This window comes from Rhodovibrio sodomensis (genome assembly GCF_016583645.1).
Classification (GTDB): Bacteria; Pseudomonadota; Alphaproteobacteria; order Kiloniellales; family Rhodovibrionaceae; genus Rhodovibrio; species Rhodovibrio sodomensis.
In genome coordinates this window covers 248238-273696 of record NZ_NRRL01000001.1, presented here as the reverse complement: position 1 = coordinate 273696, position 25459 = coordinate 248238, and the positions used below count along the sequence as shown (strand labels likewise).

The window sequence follows — 25459 nt, the reverse complement described above, 5'->3', positions numbered from 1 at the left end:
TGTTCTCGATCGGAGCCGGCTTGCATGCCGGTCGGGCGGGGAGGCTTCCGGGCCGCAAAGCCCCCCCGTCCGACCGGGATGCGCGCCTGATCCCTGGCGCGCTTCCACGCTGGAGATGGGGCCGGGGTCATCTGCGGGGCGCGCGGCCGGCGCTGAAAGCGCCGCGCGATCGCGGAATCGCGAGCCCAGAAACGAAGAAGCCCGACCGTGGTGTCGCGGTCGGGCTTCAGGGAGCTGGCCGGTGGTGAGTCGGCCTGGGACGAGAGGTCACTCGGCGAGGCCTCCTAGGGGCGTGGTTTCGGGGGCCGGGGCCGCCGACTCGTGGCGGCTCTGGTAGATGATCCAGCCGAAGGCGGCGAGGACGGCGAGTAGCGAGAGCGAGGCGATGTCTTCCATGGCGCGGGGTCCTGAAAAGCGCGCGTGGGTCGGATGCACCACGGGCGTTCACGGCGCCGCCACCCGTGGTGCTGGTTTTCGGGGATGTCGGGGGAGGCCGCCAGCGCCCCGCCAGGGTCCGCGTGCCGACCGACATTCCCGATATGGGGGCAGGACCGTAAAAAGGGCGTTACGACCGTAGAAAAACTGTGTGCGTGTCAGAGAAATTTTTGGCCCCTGTGATCTTCCCGGGCGGTCGACCTGGCGCGGTCAGTCCTCTCGTGTGCGCCGGGTCTCGAAGCCGCTGAAGATGCAGTCCGGGTGGGGCTGCGGGGCGTCGTCGGTCCAGAGCGGAAACAGGCCGCCACAGGTCTGTCGCTGCCGGCGGCTGAGGGTCAGATTGCGCATCTCGTAGAACACAGGCTCCTGGCTCTCGACCACGCGGTCGAGCGTGGACCGGAAGGCGATCGCCTCGCCGGCGCGCATCTCGGCCTCGATCCGGGACAGCCGGCGACCGGCCAGACGCTGGCCCATGGTGTTGACCGCCTCCTCTCCGGACAGGCGCCAGAGGTAGTCGCCACCTTCGTCGAGCACGTCGATCAGGGTCACCCAGGGAAGCAGGGCTGGACCGAGGCGTGTTGGGTCGAGGGCGCGGCGCGACGGACGGCCGGCAGCGACGAGATCTCGCCAGATGCGGGCGCATTGACGCGCGACCTCGAAGCCGGGGTCGTCCTGGATGCTGACTTCATCGCGAACCTGAACGGCGGCTGAGCACCAGGAAGCGAAGTCGCCTGGATCCGGCATGAGAGCTCCGTGCACGGCGTGGTCCAGCGGACACCCAGGAGTATAACCCAAAACAAGGTGATGGCCCAGGGCGTTTCGGGCGCCTTGGGTGTCAGGATCGCGCCAGTTTCCGGGCGAGCTTGCGCACCTCGACCAGCCGGCGCTCGCGGGCAGCGTCCGGCGCCGTCTGCCAGTCGTCGAGGTCGGGGCGGGCCACCCACTCGACAGCGGTGGTGCGGTCGGCGCTGAGGATGAAGCTGATCCGGTCGGCCGGATCGATCGTGGGCGTGGCCGCGATCTCCGGGAGCTTGCGCCACCACGGCCGGCGCGCCTGGCCGAGCGTCGGGTCGATCATCCAGTCGCGGGCGATCACCACGAGGTGCCCGGTCCAGCCCGGGTCGCCCGGGTTGTCCGGCTCCTCGCCGATCACAAGCTCGCGGCGGAGCTCGGCCTCGGGATCGACGCCCTGGATGCGCAGCAGGCAGGGGGCGACCTCGGCGTCGGGAAAGCCGGAATGTCGCAGCAGGTCGCGGACGGTGAGCGAGGCCCAGATGCAGGACCGCCGGCTGCGGCCTTCGGGCACGCTGTTCTTCTTGCCAAGAATCCGGTGCAGGTCGTGGCCGATCACCCGGAGGATTGGCAGGAGGTCGGACGGCGGGTCGGTGAACGCGACCAGCTCGCCGATCTGTTGGTGCATTTCGGGTCTCCGGTACGGGGTGAGCCGTCCGAACAGGCTTACAGGCTTTCCAGTGACACAAGTCTAGCGGGATCGGCGGCGGGCTGTCGGCCTCGGGCGCCTCTGATCAGCCCTGCTCGGCCCACCAGGCGAACTGTGCGCGCAGTAGATCCGGCAGAAGGGCGTTCCACTCGCGCGCCGAGAGCTCGCGCGGCGTGCCGCCGTCGAGGCGGAGCCGGGTCCCGCGGGCGATCGCGCCATTACGGGTCGACACCTCTTCGATCTCGACGGTCAGTTTCTCGAAGCGGGGCAGGCGCTTGGTGACCTCCCGCTCGATCCGGGCGTCGCGCGCATCGAGCGTGAGCTGGGTGCCGGACAGCCGGACCTCGTAGCCGCGCATGGCGAGCTCGCACAGCAGGCGCTCGACCCCGCTCGCGGAGTAGGGCGGCGTCGGGAGCTTCCGGTTCGCCGGGTAGGACGCCGCGACGCGCCAGCTCTTGGCGGTCGACAGGTTGCTGCGTCGAAGGGCGGTCTCGCACCGCTGGCGGTGGCCCTCCCGGGCGTAGGTCAGGGACAGCTGCTCGGCCGCAAGACGTGCGCGCTCGGCCGCCTGCGGGGCAATCTCGGCGTAGGGCGAGCGATTAAAGCCCTTGGATACGTCGTAGACGGCGTCGGCGCGCGGGTATCCCGGCTTCGCGGACAGGCCGGCGCGCTGGGCGGCCTTCACGAGATCGACCTCGACCGCACGCTGAAGCGAATGGGCGAGGGTATCGGCGGCCTCGGCGACCGGCGCCCAGGTGCGCTCGACCCGGTCGAGCAGCGCGGCGGCGGCGAACTGATCGATCAGCGCGCGGACCTGGGGCAGGGTCGCGTCAATGGCGCGGACGTCGGCCAGTCGGTCGCTGCCGGTCTCGCTCAGGCGGTCATGCAGCTGCTTGATCAGGCCGTGGGCCTTGCGTGCGGCCAGCTGACTGACCAGCCGGCGTTGGCGCTCGATATAACGGCTGCCCAGCTGCGTGGCGTTTTCGTGGGCGAGCGGGCCGTCGTACAGCGCGATTAGCTGCTGCGCCCCGGAGAGGGTCTGTGGGCCGCGGGCGATCGGCGTGAGCATGACCTCGAAGCGGTAGCGGGCGTGCAGCGCGTCATTCAGCGCCGCGTGGTAGCGGCCGATGGCTTCGGCGGCGGCGCGATGGGTGCGCGCACGTTGCGGCTCCTGGCTCGACTTGGCGCAGTCGGTCAGGGTGTCCCGGTAGCTCTCGATGTCGGCCGGGGTCCACTCGGCGGCCGGCTTCCAGCGCACCGCGCGCAGATTCGACTGCCGGAAGGCGGTCCATCCGGGTGCGGCGGACTGCTGATCGTCCCAGCTGGCGAAGCCCTCGGCGAGCCCGACCGCGAGGCCGGGCGTGATCTCCGCCTCGATCTGGGTCGCGGGGGCGAACTGGCGCCAGAGGTAGAAACAGCTCGCCTGTACCTGCTGGGCGCTTATGGACTGCGCCTGCGCTGGCGGGGCGGCGAGTTGCGGGGCCAGGCCGAGGATCGTTGCGACCAGAAGGGTTGCGAGGCGCACGCTCTCTCTCCGGAAGAAGGTTGGGGCGCATGGGTCAGGCACGGTGATCCGGATATGGGGTCGTGCTGCGGGGATGCGCCGCAACGGCTTTCCAGCGCCGGTCCTGGGTTTTGCCGTCAGTCTCGGTCTTGTCCCTGGAGGGCCTTGCGGCCGGCAGGTGGGAGGTTGTGCTCTTCGTCCAGCCAGCCGCGCCGTTGGCAGGTCGACACTGCGGCGCCGGATAGAAACACGAGCGGGTCGCTCGGCTTGGCGGGCAAGGGGCTCGGATTGTGGGTATTTCCGGGCACGCCGTAGAACACGCACTGACCGTTCCGCGCGCGGTTCATGGCCGCACGACACATTGGTTCAGTCACCCACATCTGCGCGCTCTTCCCTTGACCACAATTGCGGTGAGGTTGTTGTGCCGTGTGGCTTTCTGGAGAGGCGCTCGACCGTCCGCTTGGCGTCGGCGAGATGGCGCTGGAACAGTCGGTCGATCGTGTCTGTCGCCGTCATGGTGTACCTCCGGGTCAGCATCACTGGCGCGAATGACGGTCCAGCACCGCCTGGGCGATCTCCATCGCGTCCTCGCGGTCGGCGACCTGGGTCGTGCCGTCAGGCAGGCGCACGGTCCGGCCGGCCGCGATCTTGCGAAGGGCTTCGCGGTAGGTTCGCAGTTCCGCGGCCAGCGCGACCACGGCGGCGCGGGCATTGGCTCGGTCGCTGGCGGCGGGGCGCTTGCGCTTGACGTCCTGTATCTGTGGCGACTTCGGGGTGCGTTCGGTCATCGAGGGGGTATTCCTGGTCAGAAGGAAGTCACCGGGTGTCCGGTTCGGTCCAGCGGCGGATCAGAACGCGGCGACGGCTGTCGGGACCCGGCTGAGGGATCTCGGTTTCCCGGTAGCGGGTCTGCGTGTCGACCAGCGTCGGTTCTTCCAGCGCTTCCAGCTCGTAGCCATCGAGCGGGTTGTCCGGATCGGCGACGCCGACACCCAGGCGGTCCTTCACCCGCTCGAGGATCTGGTCGGGGGTCGCGCCGGCCGGGACGGCGAAACTGAAGGTCGCCTGGATCACGCGCCCGGCGGGTTTGGCGGCCTGGGTCATCTTGGCAGCCTGGGTCATGGCGTCTCCTCCTGGCGGGGGCGCATCGGCCGGCTCTGTGGGGCGTGCTGGGGGTGCAGCCACTGGTTCGCGATGCCGCTTGGGGTGCGCCGGCGTGGATTGGTCTGCGCGGCGGGAAACAGCCGCACATCCAGGAGATGGGTGTTGAGAGCGGGCTCGACCTGCGCGCGCAGCTGCATGCTGCTGGCCAGATGCATCATGAAGCGGTCGATCGCACGGTGGAGCAGCCCAGGAAGCACCGGCGCGTCGCGGCCGAGCAGCGCCAGAACGGAGTCCAGGAACATCGCGCCCGCGTGCTCCTCGGCGGCGGCCGTGTCGAAGGAATGCGTCTCGATCCGGCTCTCGGCGTCGCCGGGGTGCAGCCGGGCCGCGATCTCGAGTTTGGTGTCGAGCTCGCCCTCGACCCATCGCCCCTGGTTCCGGTCGGCCAGCAGCAGCCAGACGCGCGCGCCGATCTCGGGTATCCCGCGGGTGCCGAGGTCGACGAAGGCGAGGCCGTAGGGCGGGTTCGCGAGCAGTCTGGGCATCACGGCGAAGCGGGTCACGGGCTGACCTCCAGGCGTTTGGGGCAGATCCAGAGCTGTCGTGGCCGGAGGGTTTTGAGGTGCGGGGGGTCGGGCGGCCGGAGGCCCGGAGTGAAGGTCTCGCCATCGGGGCCAAGGCGCAGGCGCACAGGCCGGCGCAGCAGGTCCTCGTAGATGTCAGCGGCCTGGTCGATTGCCTCGAAGGCGCGCTCCGACTTGCCTGTTTGAAGGACGTCACGCAGGAAGGCGTTGAAGGCGACGTCGTTCTCCCAGAACTCGTAGCGGGTGGCGAGCGTGAGCGTGATCGGGGCGCGTGGCGGATTGGGCCGCTTGTAGATCAGGATATCCTTCTTGATCTCGACATGACGGCTCGTCGTCGGGCCCTCGATCGCGACCGAGCAGCAGGGCGCCTCAAGCGGCACCAGGATCAGGGCCGGCCACGGCGTGGTGCGGAAGTAAAGACGCAGGCCTCTGGCAAGCGCCAAGGCGAGGTTGTCGGGCGCGTTCCGGCCGAACATGCCGGTCATGGCGTGGTGTTGGTGCGGATCCCGGCGGGGGCGAGGTAGCGCGCGATCACCCCTTCCATCCGGGCCACGCCGACCGGGTTGGCCGAGTGGACGTAAACCTCCTGCGGGACCGGGAGGTCGTCCATGAAGCGTTGAACGATGTGCAGCAGCACGTCGTAGCCCGTGCGCTCGCGCCCGTCCGGCGCCTGGTCGCCCAGATCGTGGTCAAGCGAGATCGCGGTGACCTCACGGCCCTCCAGCAGATCGATCGCCTCTTCGTGGGTCTGCGCCCAGGTCCAGCCCTCGGGCGGCCGGCGCACGTCGTCGAGCCAGATCTTGAGCGGCGCGGTCATGGCGATCTCTCCGGAAACGTCATGGTTGGAAATTGGGGTCGAAGGCGCCGTGAGGGCGCGGTCGGTTCACGCCTGGACCTGAGCCGCGCGTCGAATGGCGTAATGGCTAGCCTGCCGGTTGATTGACATTCTGTTAGGTTTGCCCCGGGGTCGGTTGCAATATGAACGGCGCGTGCAGGCGACAGGGGTGGATCGGATGATGAGAGAACCTGTGGGCCGGGTTATCGGGCGTGAGCCGGCGGTGTGAGCGCGGCAGCAGATATGCCCTTGCGCAGGTCGACGAGGGCGAGGCGTGGCATCGTGCGGACTTCCAGACCGTGTGCGCTGTGGCGGCCGTCTGGCGGAAACGCGGCGGGCGGGGTCTGCCGACCCGGCATGACATCGATCCGCTGCACTTCGGGCCCGGCCTGCTGCCGCATCTGATGCTGATCGAGGTGCGGTCGGCCGCGGATTACTTTTGGCGCCTGTGCGGCGAGCGTGCCTCTTTCCTGTTCGGAGAACGGCTCGCCAAACGGACGCTCGGCGAACTGGAGCGCAGCGCGCCGGCGGTAGCGGCGTGGCGCGAGGTCCTCGATTGCACGGTCGCGAAGGGCGCGCCGGTCTACTTCGAGGTCGATAACGTCACGAGTTCCGGCAGGCCGATGCGTGGGGCGGGCGCGATGTTGCCGCTGCGGGCGCCGGCGGGCGAAGGCAGGCAGCGCCGCATCGCGGATGTCCTGGGCGTGCTGCGGCTGGCGCAGCTGTCCAGATAGCGCGTCTCACCAGTCACGCGTGTCCGGTCACCGACTGGGCGCGGATCAGAGCAGGTAGGAGAGCATCAGGAAGAACGCGCCGGCGGCCAGGGTGAGCGAGTCGAGGAGCGGCCGATCGCGGGCTTCCTGGTGGCGCGCGGTGAGAGTTCGCCGGAGGCCAGCCAGGCCCGGTTGGTAGCGCCGGTGCCGGAGCACCCAGATCCACCAGCGCAGGACCGTGTCCCGGATCGCCGAGACAAGCAGCAGGAACGATCCGATCATGCCGCAGAGATCAGCGGCACTCACGCGGCTAGCTCCTGGGCGTGGACGCGGCGGCCGCGGCCGGGGGCGCGCTCGGATCCCCATCGGATGCGTCGCGAGCGTTCTCGGCTTCCCCGGCGACGGGCGTGTGCGCAAGAACGCTCTGACGCATATCGGTCACCAGCTGCATCAGGTCCATATCGAGGGCGCCGAGGTAGCGGGCGAGGGTTTTGACCCCGAGGTTGCCGTCGCCAGTCTCGATCGCCGAGACGGTTGGCTGGGTCACGTGCATCCGGTCGGCCATCTGCTGCATGGTCAGGCCGCTTGCTTTGCGGGCTTCGCGCAGGATCTCGCGCAGGGCGATCGCCGTGGTCTCGGCGTTCTGGTCAAGTTGACTGACCTGGGCCATCGCGGGATCGCGCGCCCGCAGGCCATCCATGTGCTGGCGCAGGGCGTTGCGCGGCTGGGTTTGGCGGGTCTGGGCTCGAGCCATCTTGTTGATCTCCTGCCGGCCCCGGCTCACGCCGCCCGGAGCGTGTCGGGCAGCTGATCCCGGAGTTCGGCTTCCAGGTCGCGGGCGTTCCGGCCGCCCGAAGGCGTGAAGATACGTCCGTCAAGCGGCAGGAACTCGCCGGCCGTGCGGTCGATCATCACCGTGCAGACCAGCATGTTCGGGCTGAGCGCGCTGGTCACCCAGATCAGGTGCCCTTCGCGCGCGGCCTGCCGCGTCAGCGCCGCCTCGGGTACGGGCGGCTGGCGGGTCAGCTGGGTCAGACGGCTCTCGATTGCCTGCAACAGCCAGTAGTCCCGGTTCTGTTCGAGCCGATCCAGTAGATCGGCAAAGGCATCCGACAAGCGGCCGATTTCGAGCACGCACACCCCCGAATATAGACTACGATCTATACTACGACAAGCTGAGATCCGCCGGTCGGTGCGGGTTGGACTCGGCGCACGCCTTGCCGCGGAACCAGCCAGTGTACGCGAGCTGCATGTGCTGACAAGGCGGCCGGGCTGCGCGTTTTTCGGTGTCGCGACCGGCGGAAGGGCAGGCGTCGCGGCCGAGGGCGGGGTCATCTCACTCCTGCTCGATGCCGTACTCGGCCATCAGGGGCGTTACGTCGCCGCTCCGAGCGCCGGCGATCATGGCCCGCCGGGTCTTGGGTCCGTAGATCCCGTCGAGAGCGCCGGTATAGTAGCCCTCGGCCGTCAGTTCCCGTTGGGATCTGCGGATCTGCTGCGGGCTCGCCTCACGCGCGAGCTGACGCAGGCGCCGGTCGATATCCTCGGGGAGGCTGGCCGGTTCCTGGCGGGCGGCCTGCAGGAACATCGCTTGCGGCTGAAGATGCTCCTGCGCGAACCGGCCGACCGGATAGGCCAGCGGCTGGATGCGGATCACGTACTCGGACAGGAGTGCGGTCGGGTAGGCCCTGTCCGCCGCGATGTCGCGGTAGTGCTTGAAGGTGGCGCTCTCCGCGAAGGCGTTGGTCACCGCGAAGGGGGCTCCAAGCACGCCAGAGGCGAGTGCGAGGGCGACCAGGCTGAGCAGGCCGCGCCTGATGGCGGGCCGAGTGCTCTTGGTCAGCACATCGATCGCCGCGTAGCCGTTCTTCGCCAGGGTCAGGAGTCCGAACAACAGCGAGATCGCGAGACTGATTGGCGGCACGAGCGCGGCCCGGACGGCCTGGCGGCCCTCCTCGGCCATCTCACCGCCGTCGGCATATGTCTCGACGCTCGCGCGCAGAATGCGCAGTTCGCGGTCGATCCGGGCCTGGATCTCCGGACGGATCACGCGCTCGACGAAGACATCCTGGTCCTGGATCGTCATGTCGACCCGGCTCGCCATCTCAGCGCCCAACCGCCGCTCGATCCGCCGCTGCATCGCGGGGTGGTTGGCGAACTGTCGGAAGTCGAGGTCCGGTGGCAGGGTCGTGCCGAATCGCGCCTGCATCTTCCGGTTCCAGCGCGCCCGCATGCGTTGCTGAACCACCGGGACGGCCTTGGCGAGGAAGGCGCTCTGGTTGAGCGGGGTCCAACCCTCGGGCATCTCGATGCCTTCGTCCGCCAGGCGATCGCGCACGCTTTGGATCGTCTCGGAATGACGCTTGAACGCCTCCAGGGTCTCGATGTCGGGCGGGTAGCCGCCGGAACGTTCCTCAAACTTCCCGGATCCGACGAGCGTGAGGCGGTAGATGATCGCTTCCCTGTTGGTCGGGCACTTGAGATAGGTGCTGCCGCCCTGCAGGGCGTGGACGAGTCCGCCGACCGGGTTGTTCAGGATCGCGAGCCCCTCAGCGATCCGCTCCCCGGCGGTGGGCTCCCGCTCGTAGCACCAGTCCTCGATCAGATAGGTCCGTCGGCCCAGGCGTCGTTTGATCGCCGCGTTGACGCGGTTCTCGTGGAAGCGCTCGCGGACCCGCTGGCGACAGCGGCCGTCATCGCAGTTGCCGAAGTCCTCGATGGCGTTGCGGACGGATCGCTGAACGGGGTCGACGCGCTCGGCAATCTGGTCGCGAAAGCGCTCGCGCTCGTCCTGGTAATCGTCCCAGGACTCGGCCAGCTGGTCCTGCATCTCCCGGTAACGGTCCCGGGCCTCAGCGGCGGCATTGTTGTAGCGCTCGGAGAAGGTGGTGCGGGCCTCGACGTAGGGCTGGAACGCCTCCTCGCGGAAGCGGGCCTGCTGGTGCTTGTACTGCTGCCAGCGCTCCTCGACGCCCTGTTCGGTCATGCGGGAGACCACCACGTCGGCGATCTCCTCGCGATGCTGCTTGACCGTGCTGATGACGTCGTCTTCCAGCCATGCCAGGCCGCCCAGCAGGGCGAGAAAGGTTTTCTGGTCGGGGGTATCGAGGTCCGGCTGGACCTCGGCGTTGGCGAGCTCGACGGCGCCATGATTCAGGCCGAGCTTGAGCAGGTTGACGTAGCGGGCGTTCTGCCGGAGTTGCGGGCTGGAGCCGTCGACCAGCGCGCGCTCGAAGAAGATCAGCTGGCCGTAGTACATGCCGGGCCCGCAGGCCGCGATCAGCCCGACGACCACCAGGGCGGCCCGGGCGGCGCGTCGGGTCAGGAAGAGGGCGATCGCGATGAGCCCGAGGCCGGCGACCGGAAAGAGGGCGCGGTTCAGGAGCTCGTCGGGCGCGAAGGCGAAGGGAATCAGCATAACGCCGGCGAGCGCGCAGGCGGCGATCTTGCGCGGCAGCGTGGCGAGCTGCCACTGGTCGCGTGCGAACAGGCTGACGACCAGCAAGGACAGGCCGACGCCGCCCACCGTCCGCCCGAACGTCTCGACGGCGTGGATGCGGTCGCTGTCCGGTGAGACGCTCGCCGCGGTGTCCAGCAGGGTGGCGTTGAATGCGAACTCGAAGACGAGGTAGCCCAGGCTCAGGGCGAGCAGGACCAGCTTGATCGCGGTGTCACGCGTCACGGCGGCCTAGTCCTGCTCGGTGAGGTCGATCTTCACGCTGTCGGGGCGGCTGGGCGCGGCCTGATCGCTGTCCTTGGGCTCGGGTGCCCGGTTGGCGTCCTCGTCAATTTCGATCCGGTCAAGCTGGCTCGGATCGTACTCGGGAAGATCGGGCGCGGCCTGCTGGTTCTGCTCGGGCCTTGATGTCGTCTCGGCCGTATCGCGCGCTGGACTGGCGCAGCCCTGGGTGAGCAGGGCGCACGCGGCCAATGCAATAAGGTGTCGCAGCATCGAATTTCCCCCGTCGAATGGACCCCAGTGGCTCGTCTAGCGCACTGGACGTTGGCAAGAAAAGGGTTGATCAGGGTGTTAGGCGGGACCGGAGTGGGGTGGAAGCCACGATAAAGACCCGGAACCGCGGGTGCGGTTCCGGGTCTGACGACGGTCTACAACGCGTCAGGACGGGACGCCCATCTCCAGGAGCCTCTCTTGGCTCAAGGTATAGCCGCTTTCCTGCCAGAGCCGTTTCAGCCGGGCGAGCTCGCGTCCCATGGCGGGGCCCGGCGCGTGTCCGGCGGCGAGCAGGTCCTTGCCGGTTACCGGGAAAACCGGGACCTCGCAGTCGGCCAGCTGCAGCGCGCAGGTTGGCCGGTGGAGCGCGCGCAGCGCCTCCTGGGCGTGCACCAGCGGGGTGCCGTCGGTGAGTTGGCGCTGGAACCACGATAGCGGGGCATCGGCCTGGCCGATCGTCCCGGCAACGTAGGTCATCAGCGCGCGTTCCGCGTTGCTGAGACGGAGCTGGTCGGCAAGCGCGTTGGCAGCCGCCTCGTCGCGCGCGGCCGCTCCGAGCAGTGTCTCAGGATGGAGAGCGTAGGTTTTCGCCCGGGACAGGCGGATCAGGTCGAGGTCCTGCAGACCAAGGACCTGCAGGATCCCGGTCTCGGCCATGCCGCTCAGCTGCTGCCAGAGGGTCGGTCCAGCCAGGATGCGACGGAGCTCGCTCCACACCCGCTCGGGGGAGATCTGTCCCAGCCCCGCCCGGTTCTGCTGGATGGCATCCAGGTTCGCCATGTCGACGGCGGTGCCGCCCATCGCCGGGCCGAAGCGGGCGCGGAAGCGGAAGTACCGAAGAATTCGCAGGTAGTCCTCCCGGATCCGCTGTGCCGGATCTCCGACGAAGCGCACCACCCGCTTCTCCAGGTCCAGGACGCCGCCGTGGAAGTCGTACAGGGTCCCGTCGATGCCAGCGAACATGGCGTTGATGGTGAGGTCGCGCCGCGCCGCGTCCTGCTCGAAGGAGCGCACGAACGCCACCTCGGCGTGCCGGCCATGACAGGCGACGTCGGTGCGCAGGGTCGTGACCTCGAAGCTCTCGCCGCCGTGCACGGCCGTGACGGTGCCGTGCTGCAGCCCCGTCTCGATCACCCGCACGCCGGCCTGCACGAGCAGGGCGACGGACTCCTCGGGCGTGGCGTCGGACGCGAAGTCGATGTCCTTAGGGGTGGCGCCGATCAGGGCGTCGCGGACCGCGCCGCCCGCCAGTCTGAGCTCGCAACCGGCCTGGGCGTAGATGCGCGCGAGATCGCGCGCGGGCTCGGTGATCGCCCGGCGGAACGCCGGTGTTTCGATGCGGGTCATCGTAAAGTCCCGGGAGAAGAAGGGGGTGGTCCGGCGTCGACGTGTCAGGAATCCAGGCGCTGCACCCGCGTATGGGTCACGATCTGGCCACCCTTGGTGTCCTTGAAGCGGGCGCGCTCCTCGTCGAATTGGACCACGTACTCGGCCGTTTCCGGACGCAGGTCGACGATGGTGCCAAGGCGCTCGGGGAGTTCCTCGAGCGCAGGGCGGCCCAGCTCGCGCGCACGTTCGCGGCTCGCGGAGCGCTGCAGGTCGCGTACGCGCGTCCCGACGTCGAGGTCGAGGTGGATGTCGTTCGCCTTCACCCAGGCGGTGACCATCTGCCGGACGATCTCGTAGCGGATGACGCCGTAGGACTCGAGGATCTCGACCAGCTCGCTGTTGACCTCGCCCCATTGCGCCAGGCGCTCGAGGTTGCGTGCGAACTCATAGCCCTCGGTGTCCGCGGCCCGGATCAGCTCGGCCAGGACCCGCTCCTGCTCGGCCTCGCTGGCATCGCGCTCGTCCAGCCATGCCAGGACCTCGGGCAGCAGCCGCCGGCAAGCCGACTCCTTGATGATCGCGAACTTATGCCGGGGGTTGTCGTCGATCCCGAGCGTGGCGGCATAGGAGGCGGCCGGGTCGGGAGCCTCTTGGAAGGGGAGCTTCTTGAACAGGCTCATCTGGCCGGACAGCAGGTCGGTGACGGAACGCATCGGGCGTCTCCTGAGCGGTTTCGCGGGTCCGGATGGGCCCGCAGGGAATGTGGGGCTGGCGGCGCCAGACTGGCTACTGGGCGTCCAGTTCGCGGCGCACGCGGTCCATCGCGCGCATGTTGCAGCGCAGGAACCGGTACACCGCGTCGTTCGGCGCCTCGATCGGCGCCAGCCTGAAGGTGTAGTCGGTGACCTTCCCCGCGACGGTGAAGGAGACCTGTGCGCCGCGCTGGATCACGGCGTCGACGAGGTCCTGTGATGCCCGGGGGTCCTCCAGCATGCTGAGGAAGGCGAGATAGCTTCCGGGGGTGTCGCTCTGCAGCTGCTGGAAGTTGCGCGTGGTCAGCTCCCCGGTACGCAGGAAGGCATGTTCGAGGCGCAGCGTGCCGCCGTCGCTCGCCATCTCGGCGGCGTAGAGCTTGAAGATCACCCCGGGCATCTTGCCGACCGGGTAGGCCTCGTTCAGCGAGCCCTCGATGAAGATCTTCTGCCCGCTCACCGAGAAGCCGATCGCCTTGTAGATCAGCGCACACATCGTTTCCTGGCCCCGCGTTGTGTAGGGCTGGAAACTCCAGTGGGTCTGGCTGATGTTGATCGGCTCGGCCGCGGCCGGTGTCGCGATCAGAAGAAGCAGGGCGGCGGCGCGGCGCAGAAGGCGGAACATACGGTCTCCTGGGTTCGAGCAACGGTAAGGGCCGACATGTTCGGCGCGTAATACCGTAAAAGGTTTATTAGGTCGGTTACCGGCCCCGTTTTCAAACCGATAGGACGGCGAGCCGAGCCAGGTGCCCGGTCGCCCCCGACCCCGGGCCCTGGGCGGCAGCCATGCACCTGATCGAAGCGCTCGTGATCTCCGCTTTGGTATTCATCGAGCACAATACCGAATACGACAGCGGTCGTCTCCTGGAAAACCCGCCCTGCGTGGTATTCGTCAAGCCCGGGGAGGTGGCCGAGACGACTGAGAGCTGATCGAAGCCGGCACAAACGGCCCGCTGGTCCCGTGATGGGCGCGTTGCGGGCGGCGACCGGTCTGAGATCAGAAAACGGGGCGCCCGGGAGGGCGCCCCGTTATCGTGATCAGGGCCGGCGCCCTTCAGTTGGCTGCGTCCGCGTGGCGCGCGGGCGTGGTTTGCCCGAGCTTGAGGCCGGTGAGCAGATCCGGCAGCAGCTCGGCGTTAAGCTCCCGGCGGACATGGTCGGGATCCGCCATCACTGGCGTGTCGATGCACCAGGCTCGCACGGGCTCCGCGCTCAGCGACCCCTCGAAAAGGTAGACCTGCCTGTTCGGGCCCTCGCGTCGGATGACGTAGGTGGCCGTGCCTTCGATGCCGGCGAGCGTTTTCAGGTCGTCGATCGTCTCGCCAACCGACGTCGACAGATGGCGCGGGATCGTCTCGTGCACGATGCCCTCGATCTCGGGCTGGTGAACGACGCGGGTGGCGCGCAGATCGCTCGCCGTGCGCTCGACGGCCAGGATCAGGGTGGTCATCCCCGCCTCTTCGTCGAACATGATGTCCTCGAGCTTGCGGATCGGGTCTGCTGCGTGGAAGGGCTCGCACAGGATCATGCCCAGCGTCTCGTCGACCGGCTCGGACAGGCGCGGGACCGGGGTGCGGCTCTCGATCTCCTCGTGGCCCGAGAGCGTGAACGGCGCGACGGGCAGGACCCGGTGGAGCAGCAGCTTGTGAGCCTGCTCCAGATCCGGGTAGCGGGTTGCGAGTTCGTCCGCGTCGGTGAACTCGGGTGCATGGGGTGCCAGGGCGTAGATCTTCCGGACCCGGTTGCGCGCCGGTCCTTCGGTCACGAACAGGCCGTAGGCGTGGAGCACGACCGCGACCTCGCTGACGCCGAGGTGCGTGGCGAGGTCAGCCAGCAGGCTGCCCAGCCGCGTTTCCCGCAGGTGGTTGAGGGTGCGGCGCTGCAGGCCGCCATGCGTCCCGTGGCTGACGTAGGCGTCCGCGACGGCCGTGTCGGCCGTCTGCAGCCGGATGACCATCAGCTGGCAGGTGCTGCTGGGGCCGAAGTGCTCGGACTGCAGGGCGCGGAAGGGCTCGACGTCGGCGAACTGCAGCGCGCCCAGCGTTGTGGTGCCAGTGGCCGCGACCTGCACGCGCGACGTGGCGGCCAGCGCGCGCATATGGCGCTCCAGGGACGTCTGGACCTGGGTGCGGGTATCGTAGGCGATCCGGCAGCGCAGGCCGGACAGGGTATCGAGGATCCGCTGACGGGGTACGCTCGGGAACTGTCGGCGAAGCGTGTCCAGCTGCAGCTCGACGACGGGGATCTGCCCGCGGCGGTAAAGCTCAACTTTCAAAGCTTCATCGGAAAGGTCGGAAAGGTCGGAAAGATCGGAAAGCGGCGTGGTGGCGGTGACGTCCTGGGGCACGCGGGCCTCGAGCGCGTTGAAGCTGTCGAAGCCCTGCTGACGGGCCACCATCTCGAGGCAGGCGGCGTAGCCGGGGTGCTGGCCCAGATCCTTGAGCGCGGACTGGAGGGTTCGCGCCATCTTCTTGGCGCGCTTGATCGTGAGATCGGACTGCATCTTGGTCTCGTCCTTCGCATGTGAGCGAGGCTTGCCGGCGACGACAGCTCTGTGGCTGGACTGGCCCCGTTGCCCATCGTCCCCGGGAGCCTCATGCGATGAGGATCGAGATGACGGATGGTCGGCACGTCTGAGAACCGCGAGGTTTCGCCATGACTGCCTCCAGGCAGCCGGGGCCGGCGGGCACCTCCGAGCCCAACGCGACCGGCGGGCCGCTCATCGCAGCGCCGCCACGTGGATCCGCGCGGCGCTGGGATGAGGGGTCCGATCACCCATCTGATCTGAAGGAATAATCGCGGAGAGAAGGTTCCGCCCGGAGCGTGTGGCTCCGGGCGGCTCGGGATGGGTCAGTATGCTTCGGGGCCCTGGAGCGACAGGTGGGTGTTCTTGATGTCGCTATAGCGGGATTGCCAGGCGGCGATCGCTTGGTCGCTCCCCCTGGGCGCGTCGTTGCCGCGTTCGTGCAGGTAGAAGAAGTTGTTCGGGATCTCGACAATGTCGAAGACGGCTTCGCGGAAAGGATCGGCGCCGTCAAAGTAGTGCGCATTGGGGTGGGTCAGCTCGAGTCGAACAACGCGATCCTCGTAGTCGACGGTCGGCGTGTACCCCTTCCCGGCCGCGTAGCACATCAGTTGTGGAAGCGTCTGATAAAGGGCCAGGGGCGTTTTCGCCCGGAAGACCATGTTCTCGGCGATCTTCGGGAGTTCCGGGGCGTTCTTTTCGCACAGATGGTCCTGCATGGCGCGCTGCCGTGCGCGCGCGAGATTGAGTAAGGCGCTTCTAAGATCCTTCTTGAAGACGCGGTTGATCTGAGCGGCTTTCTCTTTCCAGTCGCCGAGGAAGAATTCGTCCAGGATGAAAAGACCTCCCTGGATGGGGTCCATTTCCTCCGCACGCAGCTCGTATCCTTCGATGACGTTATTGATCTGCTCCTGGTTCGACGGCATCCCCACGTAGCGTAGATCAGGTCCGTTCCATTCGATGCCAGCCTTTACGAAGACGTAGCTTTCGGCGACGCGGTCGACGCGCTTGCGCCAGTATTCGTTCTCGTCGTCGATTGCCATGTACGTCTCGATGGGATGAGGCGCGTTCTCGATCATCCGAACTTTGGCCTTCGCTCGCTGGCGCTCGATTTCCCGAGCGGCATCGACCAACTCTTGAGCATGACCCAAGGCCGCGGCCCCACCGATGGTCGGCGCCGCCTCAAGCACCGACTTGGCCGCAAGCATCAACTGGCGTGCGCCTTGCGGCCCTGATGCGCGTGCCACCAGGTCGGAGGCTTGAGCCTCCACGGACGCCGCGGTCTCCGCCTTGTCAGCCTTCAGCGCCGTGGCGCGCACATAGAACTGATCGATCAGCGTTGCTGCCGTCGAGAGGCGCTGGCGGTGGCCCTCCTGCCCGAACGGCAGGTCCGCACCCCACGTTTGCACGGTGTCAGCGCAGGACTGGACCGCCCGCTTGAGGGCGCCGACCTCGCCCGCGGACATGGTCCAGATCGGCTTCCAGTGGATGCCGTCCTGTTTGTGCGCCTCCGTGCGCGGGAAGAATCGGTGGGCACGTTGTCCGTTGAGCAGGGCGCGGATCACATCGTCCGACGGCATCGCGATCTTGTCGGGAAGATTGCGCTTGACGTCCTCGGCGAGCGCCATGCAGTCGAGATCGACCGCGCGGGCCGGGGCAGCGGAGATCGCCGTGAGGGCCAGAGCGGCGCCGGCGATGAGGGCGGTCAGTCGCGTGCTGGGCATTCCCAGGTCTCCTTGCTGGTACGCGGGTGCTGGATCGAGGTCATCGGCGCCCACGGTTGGCGCAGGTCGCGCGGACCTGCTCGACGGCGCGTCGTTCCGCCGGATCCATGCTGAGGTTCCAGCGGTCCTTCACGGCCACCCAGTGGCGCACGTAGGTGCACCTGTAATTACGGTTCTCAGGCAGCCAGTGCGCGGGATCGTCGGCGCCTTTCGACATGTTGGCGCCGGCCGATACCGCGATCAGGCTGCGGGGGTCAGAGAGATCGTTGGCGTAGGCGCGACGCTTGGCGGCGGACCAGCGGTGCGCGCCGGAGCGATGCGCCTCTGCGAGCGGGACGAGATGATCGACATGCAGATCGCGCGGATCGGAGAAAGTGCGGCCGGTGAACGGGTCGAACCATTCGCCGGCCACGACGTCGCACCCGTCGGCCGACATCGCCGGGCGAACGCGGCTCTCCGAGAGCAGCACTTCGTCCCGCGCGTCGATGCAGTCGCCATCCGCGTCGGTCCAGTGCGCGTAGAGGTCGCGGTCATATTCCTGGTAGCCCGACGGGCTCGGCGCGCCGCTCGAGGTGGCGCCGCCGGAAACACCCCCCAGCTGCCGCAGCATCTCCTGCTTGGTGGCGAAGGCATGTCCATCGAAGGTCCCACGATGACAGTGGTATTCGCCCGCACCACGGTCGTTGTGGCAACCATGGGCATCCAGCCCGCCGCCGTGAGCATGCGCGCCGGCCGATGCCACCAACAGGCCGGTCCCGAGTAGGATCGCGAAGCGGATCTGCATCGGTTACAGCGTCCCCAGATCGTCAAAAGATACACGCGCCCGTTGTCGCACGGTATTCCTTAACGATATGTGGTCGATTGCCGATTTTCGCCCCGGCTTGGGTGGGGCCGGCCTGACGAGAAGTATGGGATCGCGAGTGTGCGATTAGACGACGGCGGCATGGACGCGTGCTAGCGCGCCTCATGCCCGTTGCGAAAAGCGATCCCGAATGCGTGCTGCATCGGCTGATCTGCGCTGGGTTGGGGTCAGCCGAACAGCCCCTTGCGGAGCCCCAGGTGCTTCCTGAAGTTCCGGGACTCATGGGCGCTCGTGGCGATCATGTAGGAGATCGTCAGGAACTGGGACGCCGCGAAGGGGTCCTCGTAGGATGTGTCGGGAGAGACGAACCGAAAAACGCGCCCGCAGGACCAGGGCGCGCGCTGGAAGTTGTAGAGCTGTAAGTTGAGCAGCAGCGTATCGGCTGTCGAGCCGAGTGCATGCCAGACCTCAGACTCGTTCTGGTCCGGCCACCAACCGTGTGCGACTTGCTGCTCGATCTCCTCGCCGGTGGCCATGACGAGGGTCTTGCGGTCGAGTTTGCGGATCACGTGCTGCAGGTAGTCGCGGTAGGAGCGCTCGGCCATGTTCGCCATGATGTTGGGGGCGAGTGAGTCCATAGAGAGCTCTCCGTATTCGCGGGTGGATCCGGAGGCGATCGACCCGTGTCGAGATCAGATCAGATCGATGAGCAGCAGGAGCGGCCAGACAAAGCTTTGCACGCTCTCCATGTAATCCAGGAACAGCCCGAACGGGCCGGAGATTGTGCTGCGGGAGAACTCGAACGGGTAGAGGGTGCGCGGGCCGTTCACCCGCAACACGAAGATATCCGAGCGCACCGCGCAATCGATCATGGCGCCGGCGAAGTAGCCGATGCCGAGCCACTGCATCCCGCATTCCCGGAGCCTCGTGGCGGCCATCAGCTCATGCCCGAATTGGCCAGCGATGTCAGGACGATCTTGGTCCCGAGCCCGAGCCCGCCGGCGATCGTGTAGTACCGCTGTTCCCGGGCATCGATCCGGCGGCCGCTCATGACCTGCACGAGCTTGGCGATCACCCATGCCAAGGCCATGAAGACGGCGATGAACAGGAGCGCCTCAAGAGCGCTCATCAAGCGGTGGTCCATGAATATCCCCGGCGTCGTGGAAAGCCCCCGCGCGAAGCTAACCCAGGATGCAGCTTAGTGCCAGGAAGACGTGTGTCCGGACTGGCGTGCAGTCACGCGGAAATCCTGGGGCGGCCATCCGACCTCTGCCGCCATGATGGACGTCTCACGTTGTCGGCGAGTGAGCGGCCGCCAGCTGGCTGGGGACAGACTGGTGGCGTGGGCATCTGCGAGGATCAGGGTGTTCGACGCGCCGGCTGCGCCAGCAGGGCTGAGGTGCGTCAAGCAAGCGACGTGGGCTCGAGGACGGTCCAGGAGTGCGCCTAGGCAGCGGCGGGAAACCTACCCATCACCTCGGATACCAGCAGGCCGCTCGGGCGCTGGCGCGGGTCTTCCGGGATCCGGGTGGGGAAGGCGAGCTTGCCGTTCGGGCAGGGGCCGCGGTGGTAGAACCAGTGCGGCTTGAAGCAGACCGGCATGCAATGAAGGACGCCCTCGTCGACCAGGGTGAGGATGTCCCTGAGCACAACCGCGGCCCGCAGGTGCTGGTCCTGGCCGCTGTGCTGGTTGGCGGTGACGTAGGCGATGCCGCCCTTGCAGAAGATCCCCGCGTCCGCGTTGCGGGCGAGATAGGCACGCACCTCGCCGAGGGGCCAGACCGGGCAGGGCCAGATGCGCGCGATGACCCGCGGCACCGAGAAGCCGTGCTGGGGGTCGCCGTCGATCCAGCCGGTCTGGCTGTGCCAGAGCATCCGGCCGCTGGCGGCATCGGACAGGCTGAGCGGTCCGCCCGCGGAGCGCGGCACCTGCCGGAGAGCCGCCGTGGGGCTGTCGGCCTCGACCGACTTCCAGGCACGATCCCGGCGGATCAGGGTGAGGTAGGTGAGGTCGTACAGCATGCCGCGCTCCTGTGGTGGGCGCCGGGGATGTGGGGGCTGGCCGCGCTAGGCGGCCAGCGAGTATTGGCCGTTGGCGTCCGCGGCCTGCTCCTCGATCATCGCCTTGGTCCATGCCTTGAGGCAGAGCGTGCGGGCCACCGGGAACAGCGGCCCCTCGATCAGGGACATGGCGTCCGGTGCCCGCAAGCGCTTGGGCAGCATCGGCGCGAACTGCGGGAAGGCGGCCTGGGCGTTCTCGAGCGCCAGACTGGGGTCTTCGATCATGCCGGCGAGCCCGCGGTGCATGTTGTAGATGCGCAGCGTTTCCTCGCCCCCGGACAGCGCTTCGCCCTCGACCCGCTCGACCAGTGCCGCGAGCGCGGCGTTGAACCGCGGATCGGTGCAGTCGTTGTGGCCGTGCGCCGCGTCGGCGGTGTGCTTGCCGCTGTCCCTGACGCGGATGGTGCAGCTGGCGCGCAGGCCGTCAGGACCTTCGAGCTTGAAGGCCACCAGGGAGCCGTTGATCAGGGACCCCTGATAGACCCTTGCCAGGCAGTGGTTCAGTTCCGCGCTCTCGCGCCGCAGGTCGCCGATGGTGCGGATCGGGGTCGCGACCACGCCATCGTCGAACGTCTGGGGCCGCTGGGTTAGATGTTGCAGTTCCTGATTGTCGCTGTAGAGGGCGGTCGTGTTGTTGCTGGCGCCGCCGGCGGTGTCGCGGCCCGCGACGCGGGCGTGCCAGGCTGCGGAGAACGCGAGTAACGCCCGCAGGCCGCCGTCGCCGGCGATCTGCTTGATCAGGGCGTCGCCGGAACGGGTCTTGTTGCGGGTCTTGAGCGCGTTGACGCAGTTGCGCGCGTTGGCGTGGCCAGTGGCGATCGCGGCTGGAACGAGCAGGCAGTGCATCAGGTCGCCCAGCGCATCGAAACTCGACCGGATCGCACTGGACGGCGCCTGGTGGTCGGTCAGGACGCGCAGTTCGCGAGCCCAGCCCTTGCGTTTCACCGTGTCGGCCAGGATCTTGCGCTTGGTGTCGCTCTCGACCCGCTGGCCAAGCATGGAGATCATGCTCCAGAGCAGGTGGAAGTCGTGCCATCCCTGCAGGGTCCGGGGCAGGACGTGCGGCGGCGTCTCGCGCAGCTGCTGGCGCAGGTTGGTGTCGAAGCGCAGCGGCGACTTCGCCATCATCCAGACCGGACGCCCGGCGAACAGGCGCACCTGCGCGCGGGACAGACGGGTGGCGTCGGCGAGCGCCTCCTCCAGCGAGCCGCCGAAGGTGATCGCGGCCGCGACAGCCGGGGACTCGATCATCTCCTCAACCAGCGCTGGATAGGAGCGGACCGCCATGCCGCGGCGCTCGGGCTGCACCGAGATCCAGTTGTAGACGCTTTCCTCGAAGCGCCGGCATCGCTTCAGCGCACCCAGGATGTCCTGGTCGAGCTGGGCGAGGAACTGGCGGATCGGCGTGCGGATGAAGTCCGGCTGACGCGAGGCGCCACGCGGGCGCAGCCAGCCTTCGATCAGCGACAGCGCGTTGCGGGGCGAACAGCCGTAGTTCTGGTCGGTGGCCCAGCCGCGCAGCCCGTAGGGCCCGACCTCGATCAGCGTGACGGAGTCCGAGCGGCTGGCCAGATCGTGCAGCGCGTAGTGCGGCTTTCCGACGAGGATCAGCGCCAGCCGGGCGCGCTTCGCTTTCTTCAGGATGTCGTTTTGACCGTACTCGATAAACGGGTCCGTGCCCTTGCGCGGCTTGCTCTTGGCCTCGCGCGCGGCGGCCTCCAGCAGGTCCTCGGGCAGCGGATCGCGACGCGGTTCGATCAGGTGAAGCGTCAGCGGCTGCATGTAGGGCGCGTCGGACATGTCGGTTCTCCGCATGGGGTGTCGTATCTCGCCGACAGCGCGGGCACAGGTGCGCGGCCGGGTGGTCGTCAGACCGCGCCGCCCGGACGCGGCGCCTCTTCCCCGCGTTCTCGCTTTCTCTGGAAGTCTGGGGTCGCACCGATCAGCGTGGCCGAGCCTGTGCTCAGCCCCAGGTGGCCGGGTCGATGAAGACGGGCACGTCGCCCCGGCGCATCAGGTTGTCGTCGCCCAGATCCGGTAGCGCGCCCTGGGCGTAGACCTGCCGGCAAAGCAGGTCGATCGCCCGCTCCAGGCTCGGATGTTCGGCCGTGAAGGCGGCGCCCTCGCCCGGCTCCGGACCCAGCTCGTCGGCCGTATCCGGCAGCAGTTCGGCGAGCTCGCCCAGTTCGTGCAGGCGAGTGAGGGCGCGCCGCTCGATCGCCGCGCCCAGTGCCGGGTCCGCAAGGGGCGCGAGCAGCTCCATCTCGATCTCCAGCCAGGCCGGGCCCCGGTGCTGGGCATGGATCTCGGGCCAGTGTGGCGAGTCCGTCCGCTCGATGAGATCGAGGAACGCGAGGAAGGGGCGGTCCTCGAGCGTGACCAGCTTGAGGGCGCCCTTGCCGTCCGGCGCCTTCAGGACGGTGGCGAAGTCGCCCCGCTGGATCGGGGCGTAGCCGTTGGCGATCAGGGCTCTTTCGCGCTCGGCGAAGACGGCGTGCTGGCGGCCGCGTGGCCGCACGCTGTTGGACATGGCGGGGCTCCGGGGGCGGAAGGATCGTTGAAAAGGGCGGCACAGATGCGCAGCCGGGCGGTCTTCAGAGCCGCGCCGGCCGGCCGCATCGCGTGCCAACGTCCTGTTGTGGGAAGGCTGGGATCGCGCAGATCGGGCTGGCGGGACGCCGGCCTGGCCTGGACCAAAAAGAATGCCCGCCCGGCGGGCGCCGGGCGGGCTGCTGGATCGGAATGCTGCAGTCGGGGTGGTGCGTCTGACCCGAGCGCTGCGGTGGGCAGGCCGCCGGATGTCTGCCGGCTAGTTGCTCGGGGCGGACTGATCGAGCGTGTCGAGGAGCTTGCGCTTTTCCTCGATGCTCAGGCCGTCGATCTGGCGCTCGAAGCGCTTCTGCGTCGTCTCGTCGGCCTGCTGCTGGCGAACCTTCTTGACCGCGGCCTCGACGGCCTTCTGGCCGTCGCTCTTCTCGAGGGTGATCGCCTGATTGTCGAACGACAGCACCTCGATGACGTGGGCATCGGTGTCGTAGGCCGTCATTTCGACCGTGTCCCCGGCATTCGTGAGCGCGACCTCGACGTTGATCGATGCGGGCACGCGAAAGGCCTTCCGATCGACCGTCGACAGGGTCATGTAGTAGGTCGACGAACCGTCGATTATCTCGTGACCGATCCGCTTCACCGGACCGACCAGCACGACCTGATCGCCAGCGCCCTCCAGGTTCTGGGCGTAGCGCTGGTCGCGCAGTTCGGCCGCGAAGGCGCGCAGGGCCTCGCGCGGCGTCTCGCCGACCACCTTCCAGTCTCGGTTAGAGGCGGAGGCGAGGCCATAGAGCTGCGGGTTGCCGGTGGCGTCCTTAAGGACGGCGACGTGGGTCAGGTGACCGTTGATGTTGTACGGGATCGGGTAGGTGACCGAGTAACCCTCCTTCTCCGCAACGATGCCGAGCATCGCTTCCTGGACGGCTTGCTCGGTCACGCCGGCGAAGGCGTAGTAGGTCGACTTTTTGGTGCGCGCGTCGGCGACCACGTATCCCTGGGTGCCGCGGTCGGCCTTGGTCGACTGCATGCCGGTGTACCAGGCGGGCTCGCCGTCCTTGGTGCGCACGAAGTAGAGGCCGGCCTCGCCCGCCTCGCCGGCGGTGGTATCCATGGTCGGCTCGCTCTCCGACCAGAAGGCGTTCCACCAGCCGTGGCGGTAGACGCCCCAGTCGCTCAGCTGCGTCTCCAGGAAATCGGCCGGGTGGACGCGGTCGATCCAGCCCGGCGCTTCCTCGAGGCCGTACTCGGCGATCTCGCAGCTGACCGGATCGACCACGAGCACGCCGACCGCGTCGGAGCCAAGGAAGCCGACCTTGTGCTCGTAGAGGCTGACCACCCAGAACGGCTTGCCGGAATCGTCGACCTCCAGGGTCTGGTCGGTGAAGCCGATGTTCCAGTAGCCGGCCTCGTAGATCAGCCGGTCCAGATCCTCGCTGAAGAAGGCGGAGGGGATGCAGGTCATCTCGTACTCGAGGACCATCTCCGCGTTCTGGCGGTTGGTCTGGTCGATCTGGTAGTAACCTGGCGTATGGCCGTTCGAGCTCCATTTTTTGAAGCCGGTGTACTCAAGGCCGCCGATCCAGGTCAGCCGCCCATCGACGGACTGGATCGACGGCGTGGCGATCGAGACGCGGCTCGCCAGGCCGGTCTGAACGCCGAGCAGCTCCTCCGCGCGGTTCTCGGCGAGGCCCTGGTCGACGAAGCGGGCCTGCGTCTGGTCGAAGCTTTCCAGGCGCTCGGTCAGGGCCTGCTGGTCGACCTGGTCGATCTCGCCGATCAGGGCCGCGTAGTCGCCGGCGCGGAAGATCGAGGCGGAAGTGAGGAAGGCGATCAGGACGACGGCGCAGAAGAAGCTGACCGAGACGCCCAGCGCCATCGCGGAGATCTTGGTAATCTTGGCGTCGCGGTTCTCGTTGAGCACGATCGACAGGCCGGCGACCGGCGCGGTGAGCACCAGGGCCAGGAAGTAGGGATCCCAGTGGTTGATCGCCATCACCGGCAGACCCAGGTAGGTGATCGCGAAGCCGAGGACGGCGTTGCCGGCCGTCATGAACAGGTTGCGGCTGACCGCATAGGCGAACGCGCCGGCGAGCGCGGCGACGATGAGATAGATCATCAAGGCCCTCCTGGGGGCGATGTCCTGTGGTGTGGCGCGACGGTGCCGAGATGTGACCCGATCCGTGGATCGGGCTTGCGGGCATCCTCAGGTGATGGCGTTCGACGCGAGCTGGCTCTCGAAGGCGCTCCTGCTCATCGGACCCGCCCGCTGGGACGAGGCCAGGTAGACGCGGTACAGGGCCTCGGCGTGCTTGCGCACGCACTTGGCCGTCATGAACAGGAACCGACTGCGCAGGACGCGCCCGCTCCGTGGACTGCGGCCCGTGGCATCGTGAACCGGACCTTGATTGGTCTTCCAGACAAGCAGACCGTCGGTGAACATCTGGTTGATTAGGGTATCGGGGTGCGTGTCGACGACGTCGAACCCGCCGGCCGGGTTGGTCACGAGGCTGATGTGCGGGACCTGCGTGCAGAGGATTCCGTTGCCGGCGATCAGGTAGGCGACGCTGCAGAGCTCTGCCGTGTCGCGCGGACTGTAGTTGAGTGACTAGGCAGCCGTGCGGATCATCTGCTCGATCTCGTGGACCGTTAGCCGCTTTGGCGGGGCCGACTGTATGAGTGAGACTCTGATGCGGGGGTGGTGCGGCGGGCGGATCAGGCGGCCTTGGCGGCCGCGTCGTCCGCGTTGAGGTCCTCGACCCGCACGATGCTCCAGTCGAGGTCGCGTCCGGAGGGGAACAGCTGGGTGTCGTTCAGGTCTTCCCAGGCGTAGCCGATCGCCTGCTCGATCGAGTCGGCGCTGACGGTGATCTCGGTCCCGAGGTAGACCAGCCACTCCGGCCCGGTCGGCGCCAGCGGGGCGAACACCTGGCGCTTGGCGCCTGGGGTCTGCAGGTGCTCGCTTGCGATCACGGCGGCGACGTGGGCGTTGGCCCGGTTGAAGCCGCGCGCCCGCAGGAGCTGGGTCGGGATCTCGCCGTCGTTGCCGATCGTGACCTTGACCGCATCGTGGAAGACGACCGTCCAGGTGCGCTCGAGGGTCTTGTTGTCGGGGTCGTCGCTCAGGAACGTGCTCTTCTTCTGGGTCATGTCGG

32 protein-coding genes are annotated in these 25459 nt (G+C 67.9%); 2 read left to right on the top strand and 30 right to left on the bottom strand.

Annotation, left to right across the window (positions count from 1 at the left end; translation table 11 throughout):
- Nucleotides 1-267: 267 nt before the first annotated feature.
- From CKO28_RS28795 to CKO28_RS01620, 10 genes are all read right to left on the bottom strand, one after another.
- Nucleotides 268-396, bottom strand: coding sequence for a hypothetical protein (locus tag CKO28_RS28795; RefSeq protein ID WP_274610888.1), 129 nt, complete (start codon nt 394-396; stop codon nt 268-270).
- Between the two features lie 249 nt (nt 397-645).
- On the bottom strand, nt 646-1179 hold the full coding sequence (locus CKO28_RS01660; RefSeq protein WP_200338797.1) for a PAS domain-containing protein: 534 nt from the start codon (nt 1177-1179) through the stop codon (nt 646-648).
- 91 nt (nt 1180-1270) lie between these two features.
- Nucleotides 1271-1855, bottom strand: coding sequence for a hypothetical protein (locus tag CKO28_RS01655; RefSeq protein ID WP_200338796.1), 585 nt, complete (start codon nt 1853-1855; stop codon nt 1271-1273).
- 106 nt (nt 1856-1961) lie between these two features.
- Nucleotides 1962-3401, bottom strand: a complete 1440-nt coding sequence (locus tag CKO28_RS01650; RefSeq protein ID WP_200338795.1) for a hypothetical protein — start codon at nt 3399-3401, stop codon at nt 1962-1964.
- A 345-nt stretch (nt 3402-3746) separates the two neighbouring features.
- Nucleotides 3747-3896, bottom strand: a complete 150-nt coding sequence (locus CKO28_RS01645) for a hypothetical protein (RefSeq protein ID WP_200338794.1) — start codon at nt 3894-3896, stop codon at nt 3747-3749.
- 20 nt (nt 3897-3916) lie between these two features.
- Nucleotides 3917-4168: a hypothetical protein gene (locus CKO28_RS01640; protein ID WP_200338793.1), complete on the bottom strand. Its 252-nt coding sequence runs from the start codon at nt 4166-4168 to the stop codon at nt 3917-3919.
- A gap of 28 nt (nt 4169-4196) precedes the next feature.
- Nucleotides 4197-4502, bottom strand: a complete 306-nt coding sequence (locus CKO28_RS01635; protein WP_200338792.1) for a hypothetical protein — start codon at nt 4500-4502, stop codon at nt 4197-4199.
- Nucleotides 4499-5047 (bottom strand): hypothetical protein, encoded by a 549-nt coding sequence (locus CKO28_RS01630; RefSeq protein WP_200338791.1) that lies wholly within the window; start codon nt 5045-5047, stop codon nt 4499-4501. Before CKO28_RS01630 ends, CKO28_RS01635 begins: the two co-directional genes overlap by 4 nt.
- Nucleotides 5044-5553 (bottom strand): hypothetical protein, encoded by a 510-nt coding sequence (locus CKO28_RS01625; protein WP_200338790.1) that lies wholly within the window; start codon nt 5551-5553, stop codon nt 5044-5046. Before CKO28_RS01625 ends, CKO28_RS01630 begins: the two co-directional genes overlap by 4 nt.
- Nucleotides 5550-5885, bottom strand: a complete 336-nt coding sequence (locus tag CKO28_RS01620) for a cyclic-phosphate processing receiver domain-containing protein (RefSeq protein ID WP_200338789.1) — start codon at nt 5883-5885, stop codon at nt 5550-5552. The genes CKO28_RS01625 and CKO28_RS01620 overlap by 4 nt, the downstream gene beginning before the upstream one ends.
- 230 nt (nt 5886-6115) lie before the next feature.
- Between CKO28_RS01620 and CKO28_RS01615 the strand changes: the two genes are divergently transcribed.
- Nucleotides 6116-6637: a PAS domain-containing protein gene (locus tag CKO28_RS01615; RefSeq protein WP_200338788.1), complete on the top strand. Its 522-nt coding sequence runs from the start codon at nt 6116-6118 to the stop codon at nt 6635-6637.
- 45 nt (nt 6638-6682) lie between these two features.
- On the opposite strand, the gene CKO28_RS01610 is transcribed toward CKO28_RS01615, so the two are convergent.
- From CKO28_RS01610 to CKO28_RS01575, 8 genes are all read right to left on the bottom strand, one after another.
- Complete coding sequence (locus CKO28_RS01610) at nt 6683-6922, bottom strand: hypothetical protein (RefSeq protein ID WP_200338787.1); 240 nt, start codon at nt 6920-6922, stop codon at nt 6683-6685.
- Nucleotides 6923-6926: 4 nt separating this feature from the next.
- Nucleotides 6927-7370, bottom strand: coding sequence for a helix-turn-helix domain-containing protein (locus CKO28_RS01605; RefSeq protein WP_200338786.1), 444 nt, complete (start codon nt 7368-7370; stop codon nt 6927-6929).
- A gap of 26 nt (nt 7371-7396) precedes the next feature.
- Nucleotides 7397-7750 carry a hypothetical protein gene (locus CKO28_RS01600; RefSeq protein ID WP_200338785.1) on the bottom strand — a complete coding sequence of 118 codons (354 nt, stop codon included), beginning with the start codon at nt 7748-7750 and terminating at the stop codon, nt 7397-7399.
- Nucleotides 7751-7952: 202 nt separating this feature from the next.
- Nucleotides 7953-10298 (bottom strand): peptidoglycan-binding domain-containing protein, encoded by a 2346-nt coding sequence (locus tag CKO28_RS01595; RefSeq protein WP_200338784.1) that lies wholly within the window; start codon nt 10296-10298, stop codon nt 7953-7955.
- A gap of 6 nt (nt 10299-10304) precedes the next feature.
- Nucleotides 10305-10568, bottom strand: a complete 264-nt coding sequence (locus CKO28_RS01590) for a hypothetical protein (protein WP_200338783.1) — start codon at nt 10566-10568, stop codon at nt 10305-10307.
- 165 nt (nt 10569-10733) lie between these two features.
- On the bottom strand, nt 10734-11915 hold the full coding sequence (locus tag CKO28_RS01585) for a CCA tRNA nucleotidyltransferase (protein WP_200338782.1): 1182 nt from the start codon (nt 11913-11915) through the stop codon (nt 10734-10736).
- 44 nt (nt 11916-11959) lie between these two features.
- Nucleotides 11960-12610 carry a hypothetical protein gene (locus tag CKO28_RS01580; RefSeq protein ID WP_200338781.1) on the bottom strand — a complete coding sequence of 217 codons (651 nt, stop codon included), beginning with the start codon at nt 12608-12610 and terminating at the stop codon, nt 11960-11962.
- A gap of 73 nt (nt 12611-12683) precedes the next feature.
- Nucleotides 12684-13274 carry a hypothetical protein gene (locus CKO28_RS01575; RefSeq protein ID WP_200338780.1) on the bottom strand — a complete coding sequence of 197 codons (591 nt, stop codon included), beginning with the start codon at nt 13272-13274 and terminating at the stop codon, nt 12684-12686.
- A 161-nt stretch (nt 13275-13435) separates the two neighbouring features.
- Here CKO28_RS01575 and CKO28_RS01570 point away from each other — a divergent pair, with 161 nt between their 5' ends.
- Nucleotides 13436-13579: a hypothetical protein gene (locus CKO28_RS01570; RefSeq protein ID WP_200338779.1), complete on the top strand. Its 144-nt coding sequence runs from the start codon at nt 13436-13438 to the stop codon at nt 13577-13579.
- Between the two features lie 124 nt (nt 13580-13703).
- On the opposite strand, the gene CKO28_RS01565 is transcribed toward CKO28_RS01570, so the two are convergent.
- The 12 genes from CKO28_RS01565 to CKO28_RS01510 all read right to left on the bottom strand — a co-directional run bounded on the left by CKO28_RS01565 (nt 13704) and on the right by CKO28_RS01510 (nt 25454).
- The gene (locus CKO28_RS01565) at nt 13704-15152 is read right to left on the bottom strand and encodes a glyoxalase superfamily protein (protein ID WP_200338778.1); all 1449 of its coding nucleotides are present in this window, start codon (nt 15150-15152) and stop codon (nt 13704-13706) included.
- A 347-nt stretch (nt 15153-15499) separates the two neighbouring features.
- A complete protein-coding gene (locus tag CKO28_RS01560) occupies nt 15500-16897 on the bottom strand; it encodes a hypothetical protein (RefSeq protein WP_200338777.1) in 1398 nt (465 codons plus the stop codon).
- 40 nt (nt 16898-16937) lie between these two features.
- Complete coding sequence (locus CKO28_RS01555) at nt 16938-17681, bottom strand: YHYH domain-containing protein (protein ID WP_200338776.1); 744 nt, start codon at nt 17679-17681, stop codon at nt 16938-16940.
- A gap of 245 nt (nt 17682-17926) precedes the next feature.
- Nucleotides 17927-18337, bottom strand: coding sequence for a hypothetical protein (locus tag CKO28_RS01550; RefSeq protein WP_200338775.1), 411 nt, complete (start codon nt 18335-18337; stop codon nt 17927-17929).
- A gap of 54 nt (nt 18338-18391) precedes the next feature.
- Nucleotides 18392-18607 carry a hypothetical protein gene (locus tag CKO28_RS01545; RefSeq protein ID WP_200338774.1) on the bottom strand — a complete coding sequence of 72 codons (216 nt, stop codon included), beginning with the start codon at nt 18605-18607 and terminating at the stop codon, nt 18392-18394.
- 29 nt (nt 18608-18636) lie between these two features.
- Nucleotides 18637-18828 (bottom strand): hypothetical protein, encoded by a 192-nt coding sequence (locus CKO28_RS01540; protein ID WP_200338773.1) that lies wholly within the window; start codon nt 18826-18828, stop codon nt 18637-18639.
- 317 nt (nt 18829-19145) lie between these two features.
- Nucleotides 19146-19721: a hypothetical protein gene (locus CKO28_RS01535; RefSeq protein ID WP_200338772.1), complete on the bottom strand. Its 576-nt coding sequence runs from the start codon at nt 19719-19721 to the stop codon at nt 19146-19148.
- A gap of 45 nt (nt 19722-19766) precedes the next feature.
- Complete coding sequence (locus CKO28_RS01530; RefSeq protein WP_200338771.1) at nt 19767-21560, bottom strand: hypothetical protein; 1794 nt, start codon at nt 21558-21560, stop codon at nt 19767-19769.
- 163 nt (nt 21561-21723) lie between these two features.
- Nucleotides 21724-22290 (bottom strand): hypothetical protein, encoded by a 567-nt coding sequence (locus CKO28_RS01525; RefSeq protein WP_200338770.1) that lies wholly within the window; start codon nt 22288-22290, stop codon nt 21724-21726.
- Nucleotides 22291-22569: 279 nt separating this feature from the next.
- Nucleotides 22570-24423 carry a hypothetical protein gene (locus CKO28_RS01520; protein ID WP_200338769.1) on the bottom strand — a complete coding sequence of 618 codons (1854 nt, stop codon included), beginning with the start codon at nt 24421-24423 and terminating at the stop codon, nt 22570-22572.
- An 87-nt stretch (nt 24424-24510) separates the two neighbouring features.
- Nucleotides 24511-24810 (bottom strand): hypothetical protein, encoded by a 300-nt coding sequence (locus tag CKO28_RS01515; protein ID WP_200338768.1) that lies wholly within the window; start codon nt 24808-24810, stop codon nt 24511-24513.
- 209 nt (nt 24811-25019) lie between these two features.
- Nucleotides 25020-25454 carry a hypothetical protein gene (locus CKO28_RS01510; RefSeq protein ID WP_200338767.1) on the bottom strand — a complete coding sequence of 145 codons (435 nt, stop codon included), beginning with the start codon at nt 25452-25454 and terminating at the stop codon, nt 25020-25022.
- Nucleotides 25455-25459 lie beyond the last annotated feature (5 nt).